The following is a 16,958-nucleotide window of genomic DNA, read 5'->3' as shown; positions in this document are numbered from 1 at the left end:
GGCCAGCAGCCGGTCGAGGGTGGTCTCCTCGCCGTCCTGGCTGGTGGGCTCGGTCTCGATGCGCGTCGTCACAGCACTGCTCCTGGTGATCGAGGCGGGGGTCAGGCCTCTAACCTTGCCACGGTTCCACGCGGATGGTGACGCAGGCGCTACGGTAGGGGCGAAGTTGCCGAAGCGTCAGCGAGGTGCGGAATGACCGATGCAGCGGCATCGGCACGTCCGGCCGACGCTGCTCAGCAGCGTGACGTCGCCTTTCTCGCCGAGGTCGGCGGGCGGCTGTGCGGGCGGCTGGACACCGAGGGCACCGCCGCGACGGTGGCCGAGCTGGCCAGCCCGGTGCTCGCGGACCGCTCCGTGGTGCTGATGCCCGCCAGCCGCGGCCGGTGGGAGTGGTGGTGTCACAAGCTGGACGGCTCGGCGGGGCACGGGAAGGTGCGCCGGCTGGCGCCCTCGGCCGCTCCGGTGCTGGCCAGAGCCATGTTCGCGACCCAGTCGACGATCCGGGTCATCCCCCCGGCCGAGCTCACCGCGCTGCCGGGGGTGCTGCGTGAGCAGCTGACCGGGTTCAACGAGGTGAGCGCGGTCCCGCTGGTCTCCGGCCTGGGCGACACGCCCGGGGTGCTGCTGCTGGCCCGGTCCGAGTCACTGGCCGACTCCGAGCGGCACGTGGTGCGGGAGTTCGCCGAACGGGCGGGCGCCGCCCTGGGTTCGGCGAGCCTGTTCGGCAAGCAGCAGGCCGCGATCGAGGGCCTGGAGACCACGCTCCACCCCGCGGAGATCCCAGCGGTCCCCGGCGTGCAGATCGCCGCGCACTACAGCCCGGCGGCCGGCCCGTTGCGCGTCGGCGGCGACTTCTACGACGTGCACCCGCGGTCGGACGGGACGCTGTTGTTCCTGCTCGGCGACGTGTGCGGCAACGGCCCCGAGGCCGCCGCCCTGACCGGCAACATCCGGCACGCGCTCGGCGCGTTGCACCTGGTCGAACGCGAACCGGACCGGCTGCTGGACCTGGTCAACACCATGTTGCTGGGCAGCGGCGGCAGCCGGTTCGCCAGCCTCGTGGTGGGCTCGATGACCTCGCGGAGCGCGGACACCATGCGCCTGGCCCTGGGCTCGGGCGGTCACCCGGCGCCGCTGGTGCTGCGGTGCGACGGCACGGTCGACGAGGTGATCATCTCCGGCATGCTGGTCGGCGTGACCAGCGCCGCCCGGTTCGGCCAGGAAACGGTGGAGCTGCACAGCGGCGACGTCTGCCTGCTCTACACCGACGGCGTCACCGAGGCGCGCGGCGGCCCCACCGGCGACGAGATGTTCGGTGAGGAACGCCTCAGCCACCTCCTGGGGACCTGCTGCGACCTCCCCCTCGAGACCATCCTCGCCAAGATCAACGCCGCCGTCGCGGAATGGCTCGGCGGCAACGACCACGACGACATCGCCCTGCTCGCCATCCAGCCCCAGGCCTCATAGCAGGTCAGCGAAAAAGACGGGTGAGATCCAGCGTTATCGGGACAGGCGCCGCGGTGACCGTCGCCGGTCCGTCGGCCTGGATCTTGTTCTCCAGGGTGTACTGACCGTCCTGCAGGCGGAAGGCCGTCAAAGTCAGGCCGTGCAGGCTGTTGCCTTGATCGACGGTCCACACGAACGGCACTTTGGCGCCCGCGTATCCGGCGAGTTTGGTCTCGCGCTCGTCCCGCGGGTTGCCTGGCGACCACACCTCCACCGCCAGAACGAGGTTCTCGGCGTCGAAGATGACGTCTGCCGGTTCGCAGTTCAGCACCGCGATGTCGGGGATCACCGCGGTGCGCCATCCGGTTGAGATCCGTACGTTCACGGCGGGGACGACGTACAGGTCATGTCCCTCATCCGCCTCCAGTACGTCCTCCAGCCAACGTGTCAGGCGGGAGGTGGCGCGCTGGTGCGGCCCCGAAGGAGCAGGAGTCATCAAGAGGTGTCCCAGGATCAGTTCAAGGCGCGACCCGTCCGCGGGGTTGTCCATGGCCAGCCATTCGGCAACGGTGTGCGGGCCGATCATCGGGTGCTTGAGAGCTGCGGACACGCTCCACCTCCATGCTCGACTCACAGTCTAAGGGTGGCACAGCTGTAATGGTTTGGTTGCAGTGGGTCATCGCGGCTGGTGAGACTGGGTGAATCTGGATTCTCGACAGGTGCGGTGGGTGAGAGGGCGCGACTCTCTGCTGTGGGCACAAGGTTCTGTAAAGATCCAGTCCCTAGACTCTGGGGTAAGGGCCAGTATGACCAGGGGTGAGGGGATCGGTCATCAGGATGGCGGCGGTGCGCGCGCTCGCGGAAGCGGCGCCGCGGTATGCGCTCTGGTTGCGCGCCGCGATCGTGGTGCTGTCAGGGGTGTTCAGTCTGGGGTCGGACGCGAGGTTGTGGTGGTTGGTGGCCATCGCAAGCTTGTGGTGTGCCGTCAGGATCGCGTGGAAACGGCAGCCGGTGTGGGTTCTCGGCGGGGATGGGCTGCTTGTTGTTGTCGTCGGGCTGAGTCAGCTCGCGTATGGCTCACAGTCGGTCAGTAGCTGGGTGTTCGCGGTCGCGTCGATCAGTTCCGTGACGTGCCACTACGAGTGGGGCGCCAGGGGGTGGATTGTCGCTGGGCTGAGCATCGGCGCGTACACGGCGGGCAACGTCATCGCCGGACCCGACCCGGGCCTGGCCGGCCTGACAGGCAGGCTCATCGTCCAGTCGATCCTGTGCTACCTCAGCCTCCGGTTCCTGCGGCGCGCCGCGAAAGCAGCCGACGCGACAGCCGCCAAAGCGGCCGCGAGAAGGCGCGCAGCGGCGGTGGCCACAGCCCGCAGGAACGCCGAACGCGAATACCTGGCGACCCTGCACGACACGGCCAGCACGACCCTGCTGATGGTCTCGTTGGGCACAAGCAGCGACTGGCTCCCGGAACGCGCCCGGCGGGACCTCGAAGCCCTGAGCGTGCACGACATCCCCGAAGGCGACGTCGACCTGGCGGCGATTCTCAAGCCCCTGGCCGACGAACCCGACATCACCGTCACCCTGCACCTCGACGACGACCTGACCATGCCCGCCGCCCCCGCGGTCGCGATCTTCCTCGGCCTGCAGGAAGCCCTCACCAACGTGCGGCGGCACGCGGGAGTCGACGCGGTCACCCTGCACGCCCAGCGCGACAACGACCGGATCAGCGTTGAGCTCAAGGACAACGGCCGCGGCTTCGACGGGATAACCCCGCAGAAACGCGGGATCCAACACTCCATCAAAGGCCGGATGGACACGGTCAACGGCGACGCCGAAGTGACGTCGGCACCCGGCCAGGGCACGACGGTGCGCTGGAGGTGGCCCGGTGAGTGACCGTCTGATCCAGCGCAGCCTGCTCAACGCGGCCCGCACGGCCCTTCTGCTCATCGCGATCGTCGTCCAGTTCGGGCTCAGCTTCGCGCCCGGAACCCAACGCCCGCAAGGCGCGGGCTGGGGTCAGACCGTCGCGTTTGGACAGTTGGCGGTCATTGCCATCGCCGGACTTTTCTACCTCCGCAAGCCGATCGGGCCGAGACTCCGCTGGGCCGGGGTGGCCTGGCTGCTGAGCGCATCGGTGATCCTGACGATCACATTGCCGCGAGACCCGGTGATCCGCGCCGAACACTGGTCGTTCGGACTGATCGGCTGGTACGCGCTGTTCCTGTTGTTCGACCAGCGACTCAGGACGACGGCGACGTTCCTCGCCGTCCACGCCCTGATCACGATCGTGCCCGTTTTCGGCTTCACACCAGGGTTCTCGGCGATGGCCATCTCGGTCGTGTCGGTGATCGGGTTCCAGATCGGGGTGGCGATGGCGGCCGCGGTCATCCGCCGGATCGCCGCCACCGCGGCGCAAGCCCAGCGGGAGGAGGAGAACATCAGCACCCGCGAGGCCGCCGCCGAACTGGTCCACCGCGACCGCGAACGCAACCACCAGGACCTGCTCGCCACCACGATCCCGGTCCTGACCGGCCTGGCGAACGGCACGCTTGATCCGTCCGAAGAGGACACAAAACGACGCTGCGCGATCGAGGCCGCCCGCATGCGCAGGCTCTTCGCCGAACGCGACGAAAGCCCGGATCCCCTTGTACACGAACTGAAAGCCGCGATCGACGTGGCCGAACGGCACGGCGTGGAGGTCCACCTCGCGACCCGCGGCGAACCGGGCGACCTGCCCATCGAGGCCAGGCGCGCCCTGCTGGACCCGGTCTCCGAAGTCCTGGCCGCCGCCGTCGACAACGCCCGCGTCACCGTCATGCGCGGCCCGGACTCGGTCCGGCTCAGCGTCAAATGCGAGGTCACCGCGGTACCAGGACTCGACCAGAACCCGAACCTGCGCCTGGACACGATGGGGAGTTCACTGTGGATGGAGGTGCAGTGGAGAAGCCGTTGACGGTGGCGATCGTGGACGACCACCCCGCGATCCGCGCCGGCCTGCGTGCCTGGTACGCCGCCGCCGACCCGCCCATCCAGGTCGTCGCCGCAGGCCCGACGCCGATGGTCGCGTGGACCCCGCCGGGCGACGGCGCCGACGTCGTGATCTTCGACCTGTACCTGGTCCCGGAACGCCCCGCGGCCTACGGCGAGCTGCGGCGGCTGGTCAACGCGGGCCGCAAGGTGATCGTCTACACCATGCGCGAGGACGAGGACATCGCGCTGAACTGCCTGGACCTGGGCGCGGTCACGTTCCTCACCAAGGCCGAGGGCGAGCGCTACCTCGTCGAGGCCACGGTCGCCGCCGCCGGGGACCGCCCCTGCATCCCGCCGGCCCTGGCGGGCGCGATCGCCGCGAGCGCCCGCTCGACCCAGCCGCGGCTGTCCGACCGGGAACTGGAAGTCCTGGTCGAGTGGTTCCAGAGCGAGTCGAAACAGCTTGTGGCGCAACGGATCGGCATCACCGTGCGGACGGTGAACACCTATCTCGACCGCGTCCGGCTGAAGTACGCGAACGTCGGCCGCCCCGCCTCCACCAAGGCCGCGCTGGTCGCCCGCGCGATCCAGGACGGCCTCGTCGCCGCGGAGGACCTCTAACTGTCCACAGTGGTCAAAGCCGTCAGCGCGTCGGCTACCGACGGGTAGATGGGCAGCACGTCGTCGAGGCCGGTGACCCGCAGCGGGCGCTGGATCGGGCCCTCACCGGCCACGACGGCCCACCGGATGTTGCGGCGCTCGGTCTCCTGATGGGTCTCCACCAGTACCGAGAAGCCCAGCGACCCCATGAAGGTCACCCCGCCGAGGTCGAGCACGAACACCTCGCCGCTCGCCAGCCGCTCGGCGACGCCCTCGCGGAACTCCTCCGCGGTGGCGAGGTCGATATCGCCGGTCACGTGAGCGACGGTCACCGCCGGGGTGTGCTGTTCCAGTGAGATCCGGATCACCTCGGACAAGGGATTCGCTCTCCTTACTGTCGTTTCCTGCGGAAGGTGCGCTGCAGCACCAGGGTCGCCACCGCGCCCGCCGCGACCAGCCAGCCCATCGTTGCCAGGCGCATCGGCTCCGCCGGTTCGGTCCGGTACTCACGGTACCGCGTGGGCCGCGCCACCGGTTCCCGGACGGGAGTCGCGACCCAGGCCGCCACCAGCAACAACATCCGCGCCACCAGGTAGATGAACACCAGAAGACCAATGACCGAACCGAATGCCGCACTGGTGGGGGACTTGCCAAGCAGGCTCAGGTAGATGTTCGCGGCCTGCTTGAGGATCTCGAACCCGACCGCCGCCGCGAGCGCACCCCGCACGGCGTTGCGCGTGTCGACCTTGTGCCGCGGCAGCCGCGCGAGCACCCACAGGAACACCAGCCAGTCCGCGATGATCGCCAGCGGCACGGACGCCAGCGACAACACCGTTCCGGCCCACGGCTCGTGGGACAGACCGACCAGCCGCAGCAGCACCTCGTTGAGCCAGCCGCCCGCCGCGGTCAGCCCGAACGACACCACGAACGCCACCGAAAGGCTGAGCAGCGAGAGGAAGTCCATCAGGATCGTGCGGAAGAACGGCATCGGCGGGCGGTCCCGGTCCCACATCGCGGTCAGCGCGTCCCGCAGCGCGTTCATCCAGTTCCAGCCCGTGTACAGGCCGATCACCAGACCGAACACCCCCAGTGAGGTCCGCTGAGTGAGCAGGGTGTCGTACACGTCGGTGGCGAACGAGCCCAGCCCGGCCGGCAACGCGACGATGATCGTGTGCCGCAGCTCGTCGATCACCTGCTTGTCGTCGGCGATGATGAAACCGGCGACCGACAGCCCGACCATCAGGATCGGCACCACCGACAGCACGGTGAAATAGGTGATCGAGGCCGCGTACTGGTACGCGTTGTGCCCGATGTACCGGTCCAGCGCCCGGACGACGTGATCGAACCACACGTAGCGTGCACGCACGCGTCTGATCAGGGACTCCTCCGCCACACGGCGATTGTTCCGTACCGGGATGGGTACTACGCCATTGGACGGTAATCACTGCCCCGGAAGCCGGATTCTCCGCCCAGCGGAGTTTGTCCGGACCGCCCGGGTGGCATTACCGGTCAAGACCAGCAGAGGAGGTCATGATGTCTACGGGTGCGATCATCGCCATCGTCGTCGTAGTCGCATTACTCATCGCCGCCGGCGTGTTCTTCCTGCTCCCACAGCTGCGCAGCCAGCGTCTGCGCCGCACGTTCGGGCCGGAGTACGACCATGTGGTGGACCGCCACGGTGACCGCCGTGCGGCGGAACGTGAGCTGACGGAACGGGAATCGCGGCACTCGCAGTACGAGCTGCGGCCGGTCACCCCGGAGGTGCGCGACCGGTACCGGCAGGAGTGGACCCGCGTGCAGGAGAAGTTCATCGACTCGCCGCGTGACGCCGTCGGCGAGGCCGACCGGCTGGTCAACGGCCTGGTCGCGGAACTTGGTTACCCCTCCGAGGGTTACGAGCGCCAGCTGGCGGATCTCTCGGTGCGCCATGGCCATTCGGTCAAGCACTACCGCGAGGCGCATGAGACCGGGCAGCGCGAGGACGTCAGCACGGACGACCTGCGCACGGCCCTGATCGGCTACCGCAAGGTGTTCGAGGACCTGCTGGAGCACGGCACGCGAGACAACAAGACGCGAGAGAAGGTGCGGCACTGATGTCGACGGAGTTCAACGACAGGGCCGCGCACGACCGGCCCCTCAACGACCGGCTTTCCGACGTTCCCCCGCGGGACCGGGACACCGATGACACCCGCGACACTCTCGACACCGCCGACACCGGCGAAACTCTCGGCACCGCCGACACCGGCGAAACTCTCGGCACCGGCGAAACCTTCGGCAGCGGCGACACCGTGGCCGAGGGCGCGGAGACCGACGAGCCCAGGAGCACCGCGGCCAAGGGCCGGACCCGCTTCGAGCAACCCGAGTCCGGGGTGGACACCGAGCCGGAGTCCCGGATGGACGTCCGGGCCGAGCCGGTGACCGACGAGCTGCCCGCCCAGGAGACAGCCGCCGGGAGCGCGCAAAACGTTGTGCCGCAGCAGGAGAACCGGACCAGCCTGTTCGAGGAGCAGGAGGCCGAGAAGTTCCGCACGCAGTGGCGCGAGGTCCAGTCCACCTTTGTCGACGAGCCCAAGACGGCCGTGCGCGAGGCGGACACGTTGCTGGCCAAGATGATGGACGAGCTCAAGACCCGGATCGAGTCGAACCGCAACGACCTGGGCAACGGCGACACCGAGCAGATGCGGCTGGCCATGCAGCGCTACCGCTCGCTGTTCGATCAGATCTTGTCCGTCTGAGTCACGGCGAGCCTCCCGGTGAACGAGCCCTTCATCGGCTTGGATCCCTGCTGTGGCACGTAAAAGAAAATCGGCTCCCACCACCCTCGGCGGCGCCGTCGCCCTGCTGTTGCTGATCTCGCTGGCCGTGTGGTGGGCCAACCGCGACCAGTCCACGGCCAGCGCACCGCCACCGGCGCCCAGCAACACGCCGGCGCTGGCCTCCCTGGTGGTCGCGCCGGCCGGGCCGATGACCGGCTACAGCCGCGACCGGTTCCCGCTGTGGGCCAGCGGCCCGGACTCCTGCGACACCAGGGAGACCGTGTTGCAGAAGCAGGGCAGCGGGGTCACCCGCAACGGGCAGTGCAAGGCCGTGTCCGGCACGTGGACCAGCCCGTACGACGGCGTCGTGATCACCGACGCGGCCAAGGTCGACATCGACCACGTCGTCCCGCTGGCCGAGGCGTGGCGGTCCGGCGCGGCGAGCTGGACCGACGAGCAGCGCAAGCAGTTCGCCAACGACCTGACCAACCCGCAGTTGTTCGCGGTGTCGGCGAACGCCAACCGGTCCAAGGGCGACAAGGACCCGGCCGAGTGGAAGCCGCCCGCGCAAGGGTTCTGGTGCACCTACGCGAGGGACTACGTCACGGTCAAGGCCGCGTACAAGCTGACCGTGGACCAGGCCGAGCACGACGCGCTCGCGCAGATGCTAGGCACCTGCCCGAACTAACCGCCGCACCACCTGCTGAAGTTCTTCCCTTGGGCCGGACCAGGCGACCACCTGGTCCGGCCGGACCAGGACCGCTCCTTGCCTGGTGAGGCCCGGGATCTCGACGTCCACCCGGTGGACCTTGACATCCGGGCTCGTCCAGCCGGTGTGGGTCAGCACGGTGAACCCGTCGATCAAGTCCAATGTGGACACTTCGGGTGTGACCCAGACGTGGGGCAGGCGGGAACCCGGATCGCCGTTGAGGTTCAGCGCGAGGTCCTCGGTGGATACGAGTTCCGGCTTGGCGCCGACGATCGCGGCCGAGTCGTACCGGTACCCCATGTGGACGACCGGAGCGTTGATCACGCCAGCTTTCGCGCGTTCCTCCGGGGCCTCACGCCAATGCAGTTCCGGGTGCCTCGCGCGCAACAGGGACTGTTCGAGGGCCATTGCCGCGACTGGGCGCCGTTCGGCGTCGTAGGTCTCGAGGAGCGCGGGGTCGTGGCCGTCCAGCACCGCGGCGAGCTTCCAGGCGAGGTTGTGGGCGTCCGCGATGCCCGTGTTGACGCCGAATGCGCCGAGTGGCGGGACAGTGTGCGCCGCGTCGCCGACCAGGAATACGCGTCCTTTGTGGAACATGTCGGCCAGAACGCCCCTGGGGCGCCAGGGAAGCACGCTCAGGATCTCGACGTTCAGCTCCGGATCGCCGATGGCCTTGCGGATCAGGTCCTGGCAGCGCTCCTCCGGGAATGCCGCGCCGTCGTCGACATGGTGGAACACCCAGTCCTTCTCGTTGTCGACCGTCACCAGCATGCCTGGCGCCTCGGGCGTGGTGATGTCGCAGACCGTGAACGACTGCTCTTTGGTGTACTCGCTGAGGTCGGCCCGGAACAGGATGTTGACCAGCGGGTTTCCCAGTTTGCCCGGCCCGGAGGTGGCAATCCCCACGGCTTCGCGCACTTGGCTGCGCACGCCGTCGGCGCCGATGAGGTAATCGGCGGTGACCCGCTCGCCGGTGTCGAGCGTTGCCGTGACACCGTTTTCGTTCTGCTCGAACCCGATCAGCGTTGTGCCGTACCGGATCTCCGCTCCGCGTTCGCGGGCCGCCGACAACAGGACGGCGTCCAGACGGTTCTGCGGGCACATGCCGCGTGGCCGGACCGGGCTGAGCGGTGACCCGGCGGGCGCCGGAGCGGGCGGCGCGGCGCCCAGGTCGGCCTCGGCGAGCGTCCGGGTCACGATCTTGCCCAGTCCGCCGCCCGGCATTGGCACCGAGGCCGCGTTGAGGGCGTCCTCCAGGCCCATCTGGCGCAGGATCTCGCGAGTGCGCAGGCCGATCCCGGTGGCGCGCGGGTGGATGGACGGACCGGGCTGACGTTCCACCAGCATCACGTCAACCCCTTGATGGGCAAGGAAAACAGCGGCGGACAGGCCGACCGAGCCGCCTCCGGCGATGAGCACCCCAGGCATTTCCGACTCCTTATAGCTACAGTGTTCGCAACTTGAGAACACCGTAGCCACTCCGGTAGGGTGTTGGCAACAACCCGAGGAGGCAGCGGATGGACCCGGCGCTGGTGTGGCAAAAGGACCGGCGGACGCCGCGGCGGCAGGCGCCGAGTGTCGAGCAGATCGTGGCGACGGCCATCGCGATCGCGGACACCGAAGGGCTAGAAGCGTTGTCGATGCGGCGCGTCGCGGGCGACCTCGGCTCGGGAACGGCGTCGCTGTACCGGTATGTGGCCAGCCGCGACGAACTGCTGGACCTGATGATCGACGAGGTCCGGTCCGCGCCGGTCGAGTTGACCGGCGACTGGCGTGCCGACCTCAGCGCGATCGCGCGGGACATCCGGGCCACGTTGCTGCGGCACCCGTGGCTGGTGGCGGAGCTGGCCGGGCGCCCGGCGCTAGGCGCGAACTCGTTGCGGCACTACGACACCACGCTTGCGGCGGTGGCTTCGCTGACTCCGGATGTCGACCTCGCGGCGGGGATCGCGGCGACGGTCACCGCTTACGTTCGCGGCGCTGTCAGCGGTGAACTCGCTGAACTGCAAGCCCAACGCCGCTCGGGCATGACGAAAACCCAATGGCGGCACAGCGTTGGGGCGTACGTGCGGGATGTCATCGAGAGCGGCGAGTACCCGCATTTCGCCCGCCAAGTGGTCGAGGGGAGCGACCGCTCGGCGGACGAACGCTTCGAGTTCGGCCTCGCGTGTGTGCTGGACGGGATCGCGGCTAGATCGTGAAGGGGAGCGCTTTCGCGACCTTGTGGCCGAGTTCCTGGTCACCGTCGAAACGGATCTCGCCGAGCCGGTCGTCGATCGGCGTGCGGCCGCCGCACAACCGCGTGAACAGCGTCGAATCCATGGCCAGTGTGGTGGTCGCGGGTCCGTCGAGCGTCTCGACGACCTTGGCGCGGCCGTCCACGGACACGTTGACCGAGCGCTCGATCGGGCCGGTCAGCTGGATCGTCACGGTGGAGCCGCTCGGTGCCTGGGCTCGTTTGCCGACGATGTAGCCCATCGCCGCGGTGATCTCGTCCAGGGACAGCTCTGCGGCCAGACCGGTCTCGTTTCCCTTGCGGCCGACGGCATCCCGGATGTCCTGCTCGTGCATCCAGCAGTCGAACACCCGGATGCGCATGTACCGGGCGTAAGTGTCCTCTCCGGACGGTGTCCAGCATGGCGCCTGGAAGTCCGCCGCGGGCATCGCCTGCAGCGTCTGCGACCGCGTGGAAGTGGCCTCGCGGAACAGGTCGTGCAAGTGCTGCGGGGTCTCGTCGCGCAGCCAGTCCACCCAGTACTCGTTGACCACGCCGATCTCGTTGCGCACATGGTCGAACGCCTTGACGTCCTTGGTCATCGGCGGCGTCTGTCCACAAAGGCCCAGTTCGGCGCCGACGATGTGCGACACGACGTCCTGCACCGACCAGCCCGGCAGCGAAGTCGGCCGGGACCACTCGGCGTCCGGCAGGCCGGCCAGCAGGCCGTCGATCGACGCCCACTCCTCGTCCAGCGCCCTGACCACGGTGTCTTTCACTGTTGGTTCCCTTCGAAGGACACGATCTCGCCCCGGTTCACGCTCACCCAGTCCCGGCCGTCCAGGTACGGCCGCAGGCGCCGGGCGATCAGCTCGAGATCCTGGGGCGACTTGGGTCGTTGGATCTCGTAGACGTGCGGGAAGGACTGCATCCCGGTGACGACGTCCCACAGCCGCAGCGCGTCGTCGCCGGTGGGCGGGTCGACCAGGACCGGCCCGAACAACGGTGAGCCGTCGGGGAAGAACAGCGTCGGCACGCCGAAACCGCCTGCCGCGACGACCCTTTTATGGTCGGCCTTGATCTCGTCGTGCGTGGTGGGGTCGTTGATGGCCTCGTCGAGCAGATCGGGTGAGTGGCCCAGGCCCGCCAGGATGCGGCGGGCCTCGTCGGGTTCGTGCGGCTTCTCGCCGTCCTCGTGCAGGGCTTTGCCGATCGCGGCGTACCAGTCGTCCAGGTCCCGCATGCTCCCGCGGCGCAGCAGGGCGCCGATCCGCATCAGCGACCAGCCGTAGGACCACGGGCGTTCCCACGGGTGCTTCTTGCCCTCGAACCGGTTGACCTCCTCCAGTGAGAAGAACCGCCAGCCGATGGTGATCCCGGTCTGCTCGCGGACATCTCTGATCCACAAGGAGGTCTGGTACGCGAACGGGCACATCGGGTCGAAGTGGAAGTCGATGTTCATGCGGTCACTCCGGCGATCAGGGTGCGCAGGCCCGCGGTGATCTCGGCGGCCGGCCGCTGCTGCACCTTGGCCAGCAGGATCAGCCCCTGGATCTGGGCGAGGATCATCCGGGCCGTCTCGTCGGGCACGTCGTAGCGGCGGCAGGCGGCCAGCAGCCGCTGTTCCCACCGGGCGAACACATCCGCGACATGGGCCCGCAGCTCGTCGTCCGTTGTGGACAGTTCGGCGGCCAGGTTGCCGAACGGGCAGCCGACGATCCGGCCGAACCGTTCCTCGAACCGGCCCTGCACCTGGGTCACCGCAACGGCGACCGCGTACAGGCCCTCGTCCTGCGCGGCGGTGAGCTGCTTGTCGAACTCGGCGGCGTGCAGGTCGATCACGGCCTTGGCCAGGTCGGCCTTGGACGGGAAGAAGTGGTAGAAGCTGCCCTTGCGGACATCCGCGGCCGCGCACAGATCCGCGATGCCCACGGCGTGGTAGCTGCGGGTCAGGAACAACTTCGCCGCCGCGCGCACGATCCGCTCCCGCGTCTGCTCCATCCCCACCTCCCAGTCATCACCCTCCCCCTCCCCACCCGCCCCACCCACCACAACCCCTCCCCACCCCCGCACCCTAACCACCCCTTGACTGACCGGTCAACTACCCGCGTGTCCCACACTCGCCGCCCCCGTGTCCCACATTCACGGCCCCCGAAATCCCCGCCCGATCCGTCCCGTCGCGGACGAATGTGGAACTCGACCCCCACGAACGTGGGACACGGGGTGCGCGAACGTGGGACACGCGCGGGGTGGGGACTGGCAGACTCGGGGCGTGCCTACTGGTCGTGATGTCCTGGTCGCAGCCCTGGTGGCCTTCGGCGTGCTGGCCAGCACGTTCCTGCAGGACCAGGTGCAGGGCGGGGTTCAGCTCGACTGGGCCGGGGCGCTGCTGATCGTGGTCACCGGCGGGCTGCTGGCGTTCCGGCGGCGGTTCCCGGTCTGGGTCGGCGTGGGCACGCTGATCGGGTGCGGGATCTACTACCCGTTCGTGGGCGCGAGCGGGCCGATGCTCGCCACCTTCGTCATCGCCCTCTACTTCGTGGCCGCCGCCGGGAAGATGATCGCCGCGATCGTGCTCTCGGTGGTGGCCATGGTGGCGATCGTGCTCGGCGAGATGGCGTCCACGGTCCGGCACGTGGACAACGTCGCGATGTTCATGCTGGTCGGCTGGCTGGTCGCGATGATCGCCCTCGGCGCGGTGAGCAACGGGCGCCGGGCGTACGCGGCCGAGGCGTCGCAGCGGGCGACCACCGAGGAACGCCTGCGGATCGCCCGCGAGCTGCACGATGTCCTGGCGCACAACATCTCCCTGATCAACGTGCAGGCCAGCGCGGCGCTGCACCGCAAGGACCAGTCCGAGCCCGCGCTGGAGGCGATCAAACAGGCGAGCAAGGACGCGTTGCGCGAACTGCGCGGCACACTGGGGGTGCTGCGCCAGGTCGACGAGCCCGCGCCGACCCGCCCGCCGGGCCTGAACCAGCTCGCCGACCTGGTCGAACGAACCCGTGCGACCGGCCTCGACGTGACCGTCGACGGTGAGGTGCGCCAGCTGCCGTCCGAGGTCGACCTCGTCGCGTACCGGATCATTCAGGAGGCGCTGACCAACATCACCCGGCACGCCGCCGCGCACACCGCTCGTATACACCTTGTGTACAACGTGGATACCGTGTGCATACAGATCGTCGACGACGGGCGCGGCGGGAAAGTGGTGGCCGGCAACGGGATCCGGGGGATGACCGAACGCGCGCGATCCGTCGGTGGGACACTGTCGGTCGACAGCGGGCCGGACGGCGTCTCCGTCGCGGCCACACTGCCTTTGGGGGCCTCATGATCACCGTGGTGCTGGCCGACGACCAGCGGCTCGTCCGCGCGGGCTTCCGGTCCATCCTGGACGGTGAGCACGACATCTCGGTGGTCGGCGAGGCGGCCAACGGCGCCGAGGCCGTCGAGCTGGCCAGGTCGCTGAAGCCCGACGTGGTGCTGATGGACGTCCGGATGCCCGAGCTGGACGGCCTGGAGGCGACCCGCCGGATCTTGGCCGCCACCAACGATGTCAAGGTCGTCATCCTGACCACGTTCGACCTCGACGACTACGTCTACGGCGCCCTGCGAGCGGGCGCGAGCGGGTTCCTGGTCAAGGACACCGAACCGATGGAGCTGATCCACGGCGTCCGGGTGGTCGCCCGGGGCGACGCCCTGCTCGCGCCTTCGGTCACCCGGCGGCTGATCGCCGAGTTCGCCGGCCGGGTCGACCGCCCCGGCCCGAGCCCGCGGCTGAACTCGTTGACCGAACGGGAACGCGAGGTCATGGTCCTGGTCGCTGCGGGCCTGTCGAACGACGAGATCGCCGCCAAGCTCGTGCTCAGCCCGGCCACCGCGAAGACCCACGTCAGCCGGATCATGACCAAGCTCGCCGTGCGCGACCGCGCCCAGCTGGTCGTCCTGGCCTACGAGTCCGGGATGATCACTCCCGGCTGGCTGAGCTGACCAGCCGCGCCTTCTCGCCGCCCACGGCCACGACGTCACCGTCGTGCAACTGGGCGCCGCGCCGGGTCTCGGGGCGGCCGTTGACGGTGACGTCGCCCGCCTCGATCAGGTCCTTGGCGTGGCTGCCGTTGTCGGCCAGGTCGGCCAGCTTCAGGAACTGGCCGAGCCGGATCGACTCGTCACGGATGGAAACCTCACGGATGGTCATCGCCTGCGAGCCTACGGCTCAGGCGTGTTCGAGCGCGACCTGGGGCAGCCGGCGGTCCAGGCCACGGGGCAGCCACCAGGCGGCGCGGCCGAACAGCCGCATGACCGCCGGCACGATCAGGCAGCGGATCACCAGCGCGTCGAGCAGCACCGCGACCGCCAGGCCGAGGCCGAACTGCTGCAGCATCCGGTCCTCACTGAACAGGAACGCCCCGAACACCACGATCATGATGGCCGCGGCGGCGGTGATCACGCTGCCCGTGCTCGCCATGCCTTCGCGCACAGCCAGTTGCGCGTCGCCGGTGCGCCGCCATTCCTCGTGCATCCGCGACACCAGGAACACCTCGTAGTCCATGGACAGGCCGAACACGATCGCGAAGATCAGCACCGGCACGAACGCCTCGATCGGTCCGCTCTGCCCGAACACCAGGGTGATCACGCCGAGCGAGGCGCCGATGCTGAGCAGGTTGAGCACCGCGGCCTTGAGCGGCACCAGAATCGACCGGAACACCACCATCAGCAAGATCGCCGAGAGTCCGACCACGACCAGGATGAACAGCGGCAACCGGTCGCTGACCGCGCTGGCGAAGTCGTCCGCGGCCGCCACCTGGCCGCCGACCAGGTACCCGTCGCCGAGTTCGGTGCGCAGCCGGTCGACCAGCTCATCGGTGGCCGCGTCCTGTGGTGCGGTTGTGGGAAACAGGATGACCGTGTTGCCCTGTGGCGGCAGAACCCTTGCGACGCCTGGGGTTGTTGTTGCCAGGTCGTAGGCTTTCCTGCCGTCGCCGACGATCACGAGCGGACCGTTGAACCCGGGCCCGAACCCCTTGGCCAGCAGGTCATACGCCTGCCGGGTGGTCGAGGACTCCGGTGCGGTACCGGCATCGGCGAACCCGAGCCGCATTCCGAGCGCTGGCAAGGACAACGCGCCCAGCGCCACGACCGCGATGACGAGCGCGGGCCAGGGACGTTTCTGGACGGCACCCGCCCAGGCGCGCCACCGGTCGCCGTGCGGCTTGCGCTTGCGGATCGTCTTTTCCAGCCGTGGCCCGAAGATGTCCAGCAACGCGGGCAGAAGCGTGAGCGACGCGACCAACGTGAGCAGCACGGTCAACGTGACCGCCAACGCTAGTCCTTGCAGGGAGCCAAGTCCGAGCGCGAGCAGACCCAGCAGCGCGATGATCACCGTGCAACCGGCGAACAACACTGACCGGCCCGCGGTGTCCAGCGCCTTGACCGCGGCCGTGCGGCGGTCGGTGCCGTTCTGGATCTCGGTGCGGAAACGGGCGAAGATCAGCAGCGCGTAGTCCACCCCGACTCCCAGCCCGACCAGGATCATCACCGGCGGCGCGTAGCTGGGCAGGGTGACCAGGTGCGACGCGATCATGATCACGCCGACCGTGCCGCCGACCGCGAAGACCGCCGTGAGGATCGGCAGCCCAGCGGCGAGGATCGAGCCGAACATGAAGACCAGGATCACCAGCGCGGCCAGCATCCCGATGCCCTCGGACGCGCCGTTCGACGACTCCTCGGCGGCCTTCACCGCGTCCCCGCCGAGCTGCGCGCCGTTGGCCTTGGCCACGTCCAGGATCGCCTTGACGTCCTTACTGTCCACTGTGACCGTTGCGTAGGAGATGTCGTCCTTGCCGGTCACCGGTTCGCTGACGTCTTTGACGTGGGGAAGGGGCCGGATCTGCGCCAGGACTGGGGCGATGTCGCCCTGTTTGACGACCTGGACGCTCTCGGCGCGGGGGAGGAGGTCGGCGACGCGCTGCGACTGCGTGCCGGGCATGGAGTTGTCGTTGTGGTAGTCGCTGCCGATCGCCTGCGCGCCAACGGTGATCCCCGCCACCGCCACCACCCAGAGGATGACCGCCAGCCAGCGGTGCCTGCGCGACCAGATCGCCAGCCGCTCGAATCGACTCTGTCCGTTCATGCCGCACAGAGTCCGGCAGCGGCCCGGTTTTCAGCGTCGGACCAGGGCGGACACTTGGCCTACTCCCGCGGTTGTGCCCTACGGGCGATCCCGTACTCCTGGGGTTGCGGTTAATTCCCGGGCGTGCCG

19 protein-coding genes are annotated in these 16,958 nt (G+C 68.9%); 10 read left to right on the top strand and 9 right to left on the bottom strand.

Annotated elements, in window-relative coordinates; all coding sequences use genetic code 11:
• The first annotated feature begins 192 nt into the window (after positions 1-192).
• Complete coding sequence (locus AB0J95_RS34225; RefSeq protein WP_364767383.1) at positions 193-1,467, top strand: PP2C family protein-serine/threonine phosphatase; 1,275 nt, start codon at positions 193-195, stop codon at positions 1,465-1,467.
• Positions 1,468-1,471: 4 nt separating this feature from the next.
• On the opposite strand, the gene AB0J95_RS34220 is transcribed toward AB0J95_RS34225, so the two are convergent.
• Positions 1,472-2,056, bottom strand: a complete 585-nt coding sequence (locus AB0J95_RS34220; protein WP_364767380.1) for a Uma2 family endonuclease — start codon at positions 2,054-2,056, stop codon at positions 1,472-1,474.
• A 236-nt stretch (positions 2,057-2,292) separates the two neighbouring features.
• On the opposite strand from AB0J95_RS34220, the gene AB0J95_RS34215 reads away from it, so the two are divergent.
• Genes AB0J95_RS34215 through AB0J95_RS34205 form a run of 3 tightly spaced genes read left to right on the top strand, consistent with a single transcriptional unit; the run spans position 2,293 to position 5,040 of the window.
• Positions 2,293-3,342 (top strand): ATP-binding protein, encoded by a 1,050-nt coding sequence (locus AB0J95_RS34215; protein WP_364767377.1) that lies wholly within the window; start codon positions 2,293-2,295, stop codon positions 3,340-3,342.
• Complete coding sequence (locus AB0J95_RS34210; protein ID WP_364767374.1) at positions 3,335-4,402, top strand: hypothetical protein; 1,068 nt, start codon at positions 3,335-3,337, stop codon at positions 4,400-4,402. The genes AB0J95_RS34215 and AB0J95_RS34210 overlap by 8 nt, the downstream gene beginning before the upstream one ends.
• Complete coding sequence (locus AB0J95_RS34205; RefSeq protein WP_364767372.1) at positions 4,387-5,040, top strand: response regulator transcription factor; 654 nt, start codon at positions 4,387-4,389, stop codon at positions 5,038-5,040. Before AB0J95_RS34210 ends, AB0J95_RS34205 begins: the two co-directional genes overlap by 16 nt.
• Here the strand turns inward: AB0J95_RS34205 and AB0J95_RS34200 are convergent.
• Positions 5,037-5,387 (bottom strand): STAS domain-containing protein, encoded by a 351-nt coding sequence (locus AB0J95_RS34200; protein WP_364767801.1) that lies wholly within the window; start codon positions 5,385-5,387, stop codon positions 5,037-5,039. The two genes, AB0J95_RS34205 and AB0J95_RS34200, sit on opposite strands and share 4 nt — an antisense overlap.
• 23 nt (positions 5,388-5,410) lie before the next feature.
• Entirely contained in the window at positions 5,411-6,412 is a 1,002-nt protein-coding gene (locus AB0J95_RS34195; protein ID WP_364767369.1) for a YhjD/YihY/BrkB family envelope integrity protein, read from the bottom strand.
• A gap of 140 nt (positions 6,413-6,552) precedes the next feature.
• Between AB0J95_RS34195 and AB0J95_RS34190 the strand changes: the two genes are divergently transcribed.
• From AB0J95_RS34190 to AB0J95_RS34180, 3 genes are read left to right on the top strand one after another with little or no spacing between them, the layout of a single operon-like run.
• Positions 6,553-7,113 carry a hypothetical protein gene (locus AB0J95_RS34190; RefSeq protein ID WP_364767366.1) on the top strand — a complete coding sequence of 187 codons (561 nt, stop codon included), beginning with the start codon at positions 6,553-6,555 and terminating at the stop codon, positions 7,111-7,113.
• The gene (locus tag AB0J95_RS34185) at positions 7,113-7,754 is read left to right on the top strand and encodes a hypothetical protein (RefSeq protein ID WP_364767363.1); all 642 of its coding nucleotides are present in this window, start codon (positions 7,113-7,115) and stop codon (positions 7,752-7,754) included. The genes AB0J95_RS34190 and AB0J95_RS34185 overlap by 1 nt, the downstream gene beginning before the upstream one ends.
• A gap of 52 nt (positions 7,755-7,806) precedes the next feature.
• A complete protein-coding gene (locus AB0J95_RS34180) occupies positions 7,807-8,463 on the top strand; it encodes an HNH endonuclease family protein (protein WP_364767360.1) in 657 nt (218 codons plus the stop codon).
• Here AB0J95_RS34180 and AB0J95_RS34175 read toward each other — a convergent pair.
• A complete protein-coding gene (locus AB0J95_RS34175; protein ID WP_364767357.1) occupies positions 8,443-9,912 on the bottom strand; it encodes an FAD-dependent monooxygenase in 1,470 nt (489 codons plus the stop codon). The genes AB0J95_RS34180 and AB0J95_RS34175 overlap by 21 nt on opposite strands.
• 89 nt (positions 9,913-10,001) lie before the next feature.
• Between AB0J95_RS34175 and AB0J95_RS34170 the strand changes: the two genes are divergently transcribed.
• Positions 10,002-10,685: a TetR/AcrR family transcriptional regulator C-terminal domain-containing protein gene (locus AB0J95_RS34170; RefSeq protein WP_364767354.1), complete on the top strand. Its 684-nt coding sequence runs from the start codon at positions 10,002-10,004 to the stop codon at positions 10,683-10,685.
• On the opposite strand, the gene AB0J95_RS34165 is transcribed toward AB0J95_RS34170, so the two are convergent.
• From AB0J95_RS34165 to AB0J95_RS34155, 3 genes are read right to left on the bottom strand one after another with little or no spacing between them, the layout of a single operon-like run.
• Positions 10,675-11,478 (bottom strand): maleylpyruvate isomerase family mycothiol-dependent enzyme, encoded by an 804-nt coding sequence (locus AB0J95_RS34165; protein WP_364767351.1) that lies wholly within the window; start codon positions 11,476-11,478, stop codon positions 10,675-10,677. The genes AB0J95_RS34170 and AB0J95_RS34165 overlap by 11 nt on opposite strands.
• The gene (locus tag AB0J95_RS34160) at positions 11,475-12,161 is read right to left on the bottom strand and encodes a DsbA family protein (protein ID WP_364767348.1); all 687 of its coding nucleotides are present in this window, start codon (positions 12,159-12,161) and stop codon (positions 11,475-11,477) included. The genes AB0J95_RS34165 and AB0J95_RS34160 overlap by 4 nt, the downstream gene beginning before the upstream one ends.
• Entirely contained in the window at positions 12,158-12,700 is a 543-nt protein-coding gene (locus AB0J95_RS34155; protein WP_364767345.1) for a TetR/AcrR family transcriptional regulator, read from the bottom strand. The genes AB0J95_RS34160 and AB0J95_RS34155 overlap by 4 nt, the downstream gene beginning before the upstream one ends.
• A gap of 271 nt (positions 12,701-12,971) precedes the next feature.
• Here AB0J95_RS34155 and AB0J95_RS34150 point away from each other — a divergent pair, with 271 nt between their 5' ends.
• Both AB0J95_RS34150 and AB0J95_RS34145 read left to right on the top strand, forming a co-directional pair.
• Positions 12,972-14,030 carry a sensor histidine kinase gene (locus AB0J95_RS34150; protein ID WP_364767342.1) on the top strand — a complete coding sequence of 353 codons (1,059 nt, stop codon included), beginning with the start codon at positions 12,972-12,974 and terminating at the stop codon, positions 14,028-14,030.
• Positions 14,027-14,686 carry a response regulator transcription factor gene (locus AB0J95_RS34145; protein WP_364767339.1) on the top strand — a complete coding sequence of 220 codons (660 nt, stop codon included), beginning with the start codon at positions 14,027-14,029 and terminating at the stop codon, positions 14,684-14,686. Before AB0J95_RS34150 ends, AB0J95_RS34145 begins: the two co-directional genes overlap by 4 nt.
• Here the strand turns inward: AB0J95_RS34145 and AB0J95_RS34140 are convergent.
• Together AB0J95_RS34140 and AB0J95_RS34135 are read right to left on the bottom strand one after the other, a co-directional pair.
• Entirely contained in the window at positions 14,664-14,894 is a 231-nt protein-coding gene (locus AB0J95_RS34140) for an RNA-binding S4 domain-containing protein (protein WP_364767336.1), read from the bottom strand. The genes AB0J95_RS34145 and AB0J95_RS34140 overlap by 23 nt on opposite strands.
• 18 nt (positions 14,895-14,912) lie before the next feature.
• A complete protein-coding gene (locus tag AB0J95_RS34135) occupies positions 14,913-16,829 on the bottom strand; it encodes an MMPL family transporter (RefSeq protein ID WP_364767333.1) in 1,917 nt (638 codons plus the stop codon).
• Positions 16,830-16,958 lie beyond the last annotated feature (129 nt).

Source organism: Actinocrispum sp. NPDC049592 (assembly GCF_040675465.1).
GTDB lineage: Bacteria > Actinomycetota > Actinomycetes > Mycobacteriales > Pseudonocardiaceae > Kibdelosporangium.
The sequence above is the reverse complement of the archived record's forward strand: the minus strand, read 5'-3'. Positions and strand labels throughout refer to the sequence as shown.

Coding starts and splice junctions, on each gene's coding strand:
- AB0J95_RS34225 (WP_364767383.1), top strand. CDS start 193: ATGACCGATGCAGCGGCATCGGCACGTCCGGCCGACGCTGCTCAGCAG.
- AB0J95_RS34190 (WP_364767366.1), top strand. CDS start 6,553: ATGTCTACGGGTGCGATCATCGCCATCGTCGTCGTAGTCGCATTACTC.
- AB0J95_RS34185 (WP_364767363.1), top strand. CDS start 7,113: ATGTCGACGGAGTTCAACGACAGGGCCGCGCACGACCGGCCCCTCAAC.
- AB0J95_RS34175 (WP_364767357.1), bottom strand. CDS start 9,912: ATGCCTGGGGTGCTCATCGCCGGAGGCGGCTCGGTCGGCCTGTCCGCC.
- AB0J95_RS34170 (WP_364767354.1), top strand. CDS start 10,002: ATGGACCCGGCGCTGGTGTGGCAAAAGGACCGGCGGACGCCGCGGCGG.
- AB0J95_RS34160 (WP_364767348.1), bottom strand. CDS start 12,161: ATGAACATCGACTTCCACTTCGACCCGATGTGCCCGTTCGCGTACCAG.
- AB0J95_RS34155 (WP_364767345.1), bottom strand. CDS start 12,700: ATGGAGCAGACGCGGGAGCGGATCGTGCGCGCGGCGGCGAAGTTGTTC.
- AB0J95_RS34145 (WP_364767339.1), top strand. CDS start 14,027: ATGATCACCGTGGTGCTGGCCGACGACCAGCGGCTCGTCCGCGCGGGC.
- AB0J95_RS34140 (WP_364767336.1), bottom strand. CDS start 14,894: ATGACCATCCGTGAGGTTTCCATCCGTGACGAGTCGATCCGGCTCGGC.
- AB0J95_RS34135 (WP_364767333.1), bottom strand. CDS start 16,829: ATGAACGGACAGAGTCGATTCGAGCGGCTGGCGATCTGGTCGCGCAGG.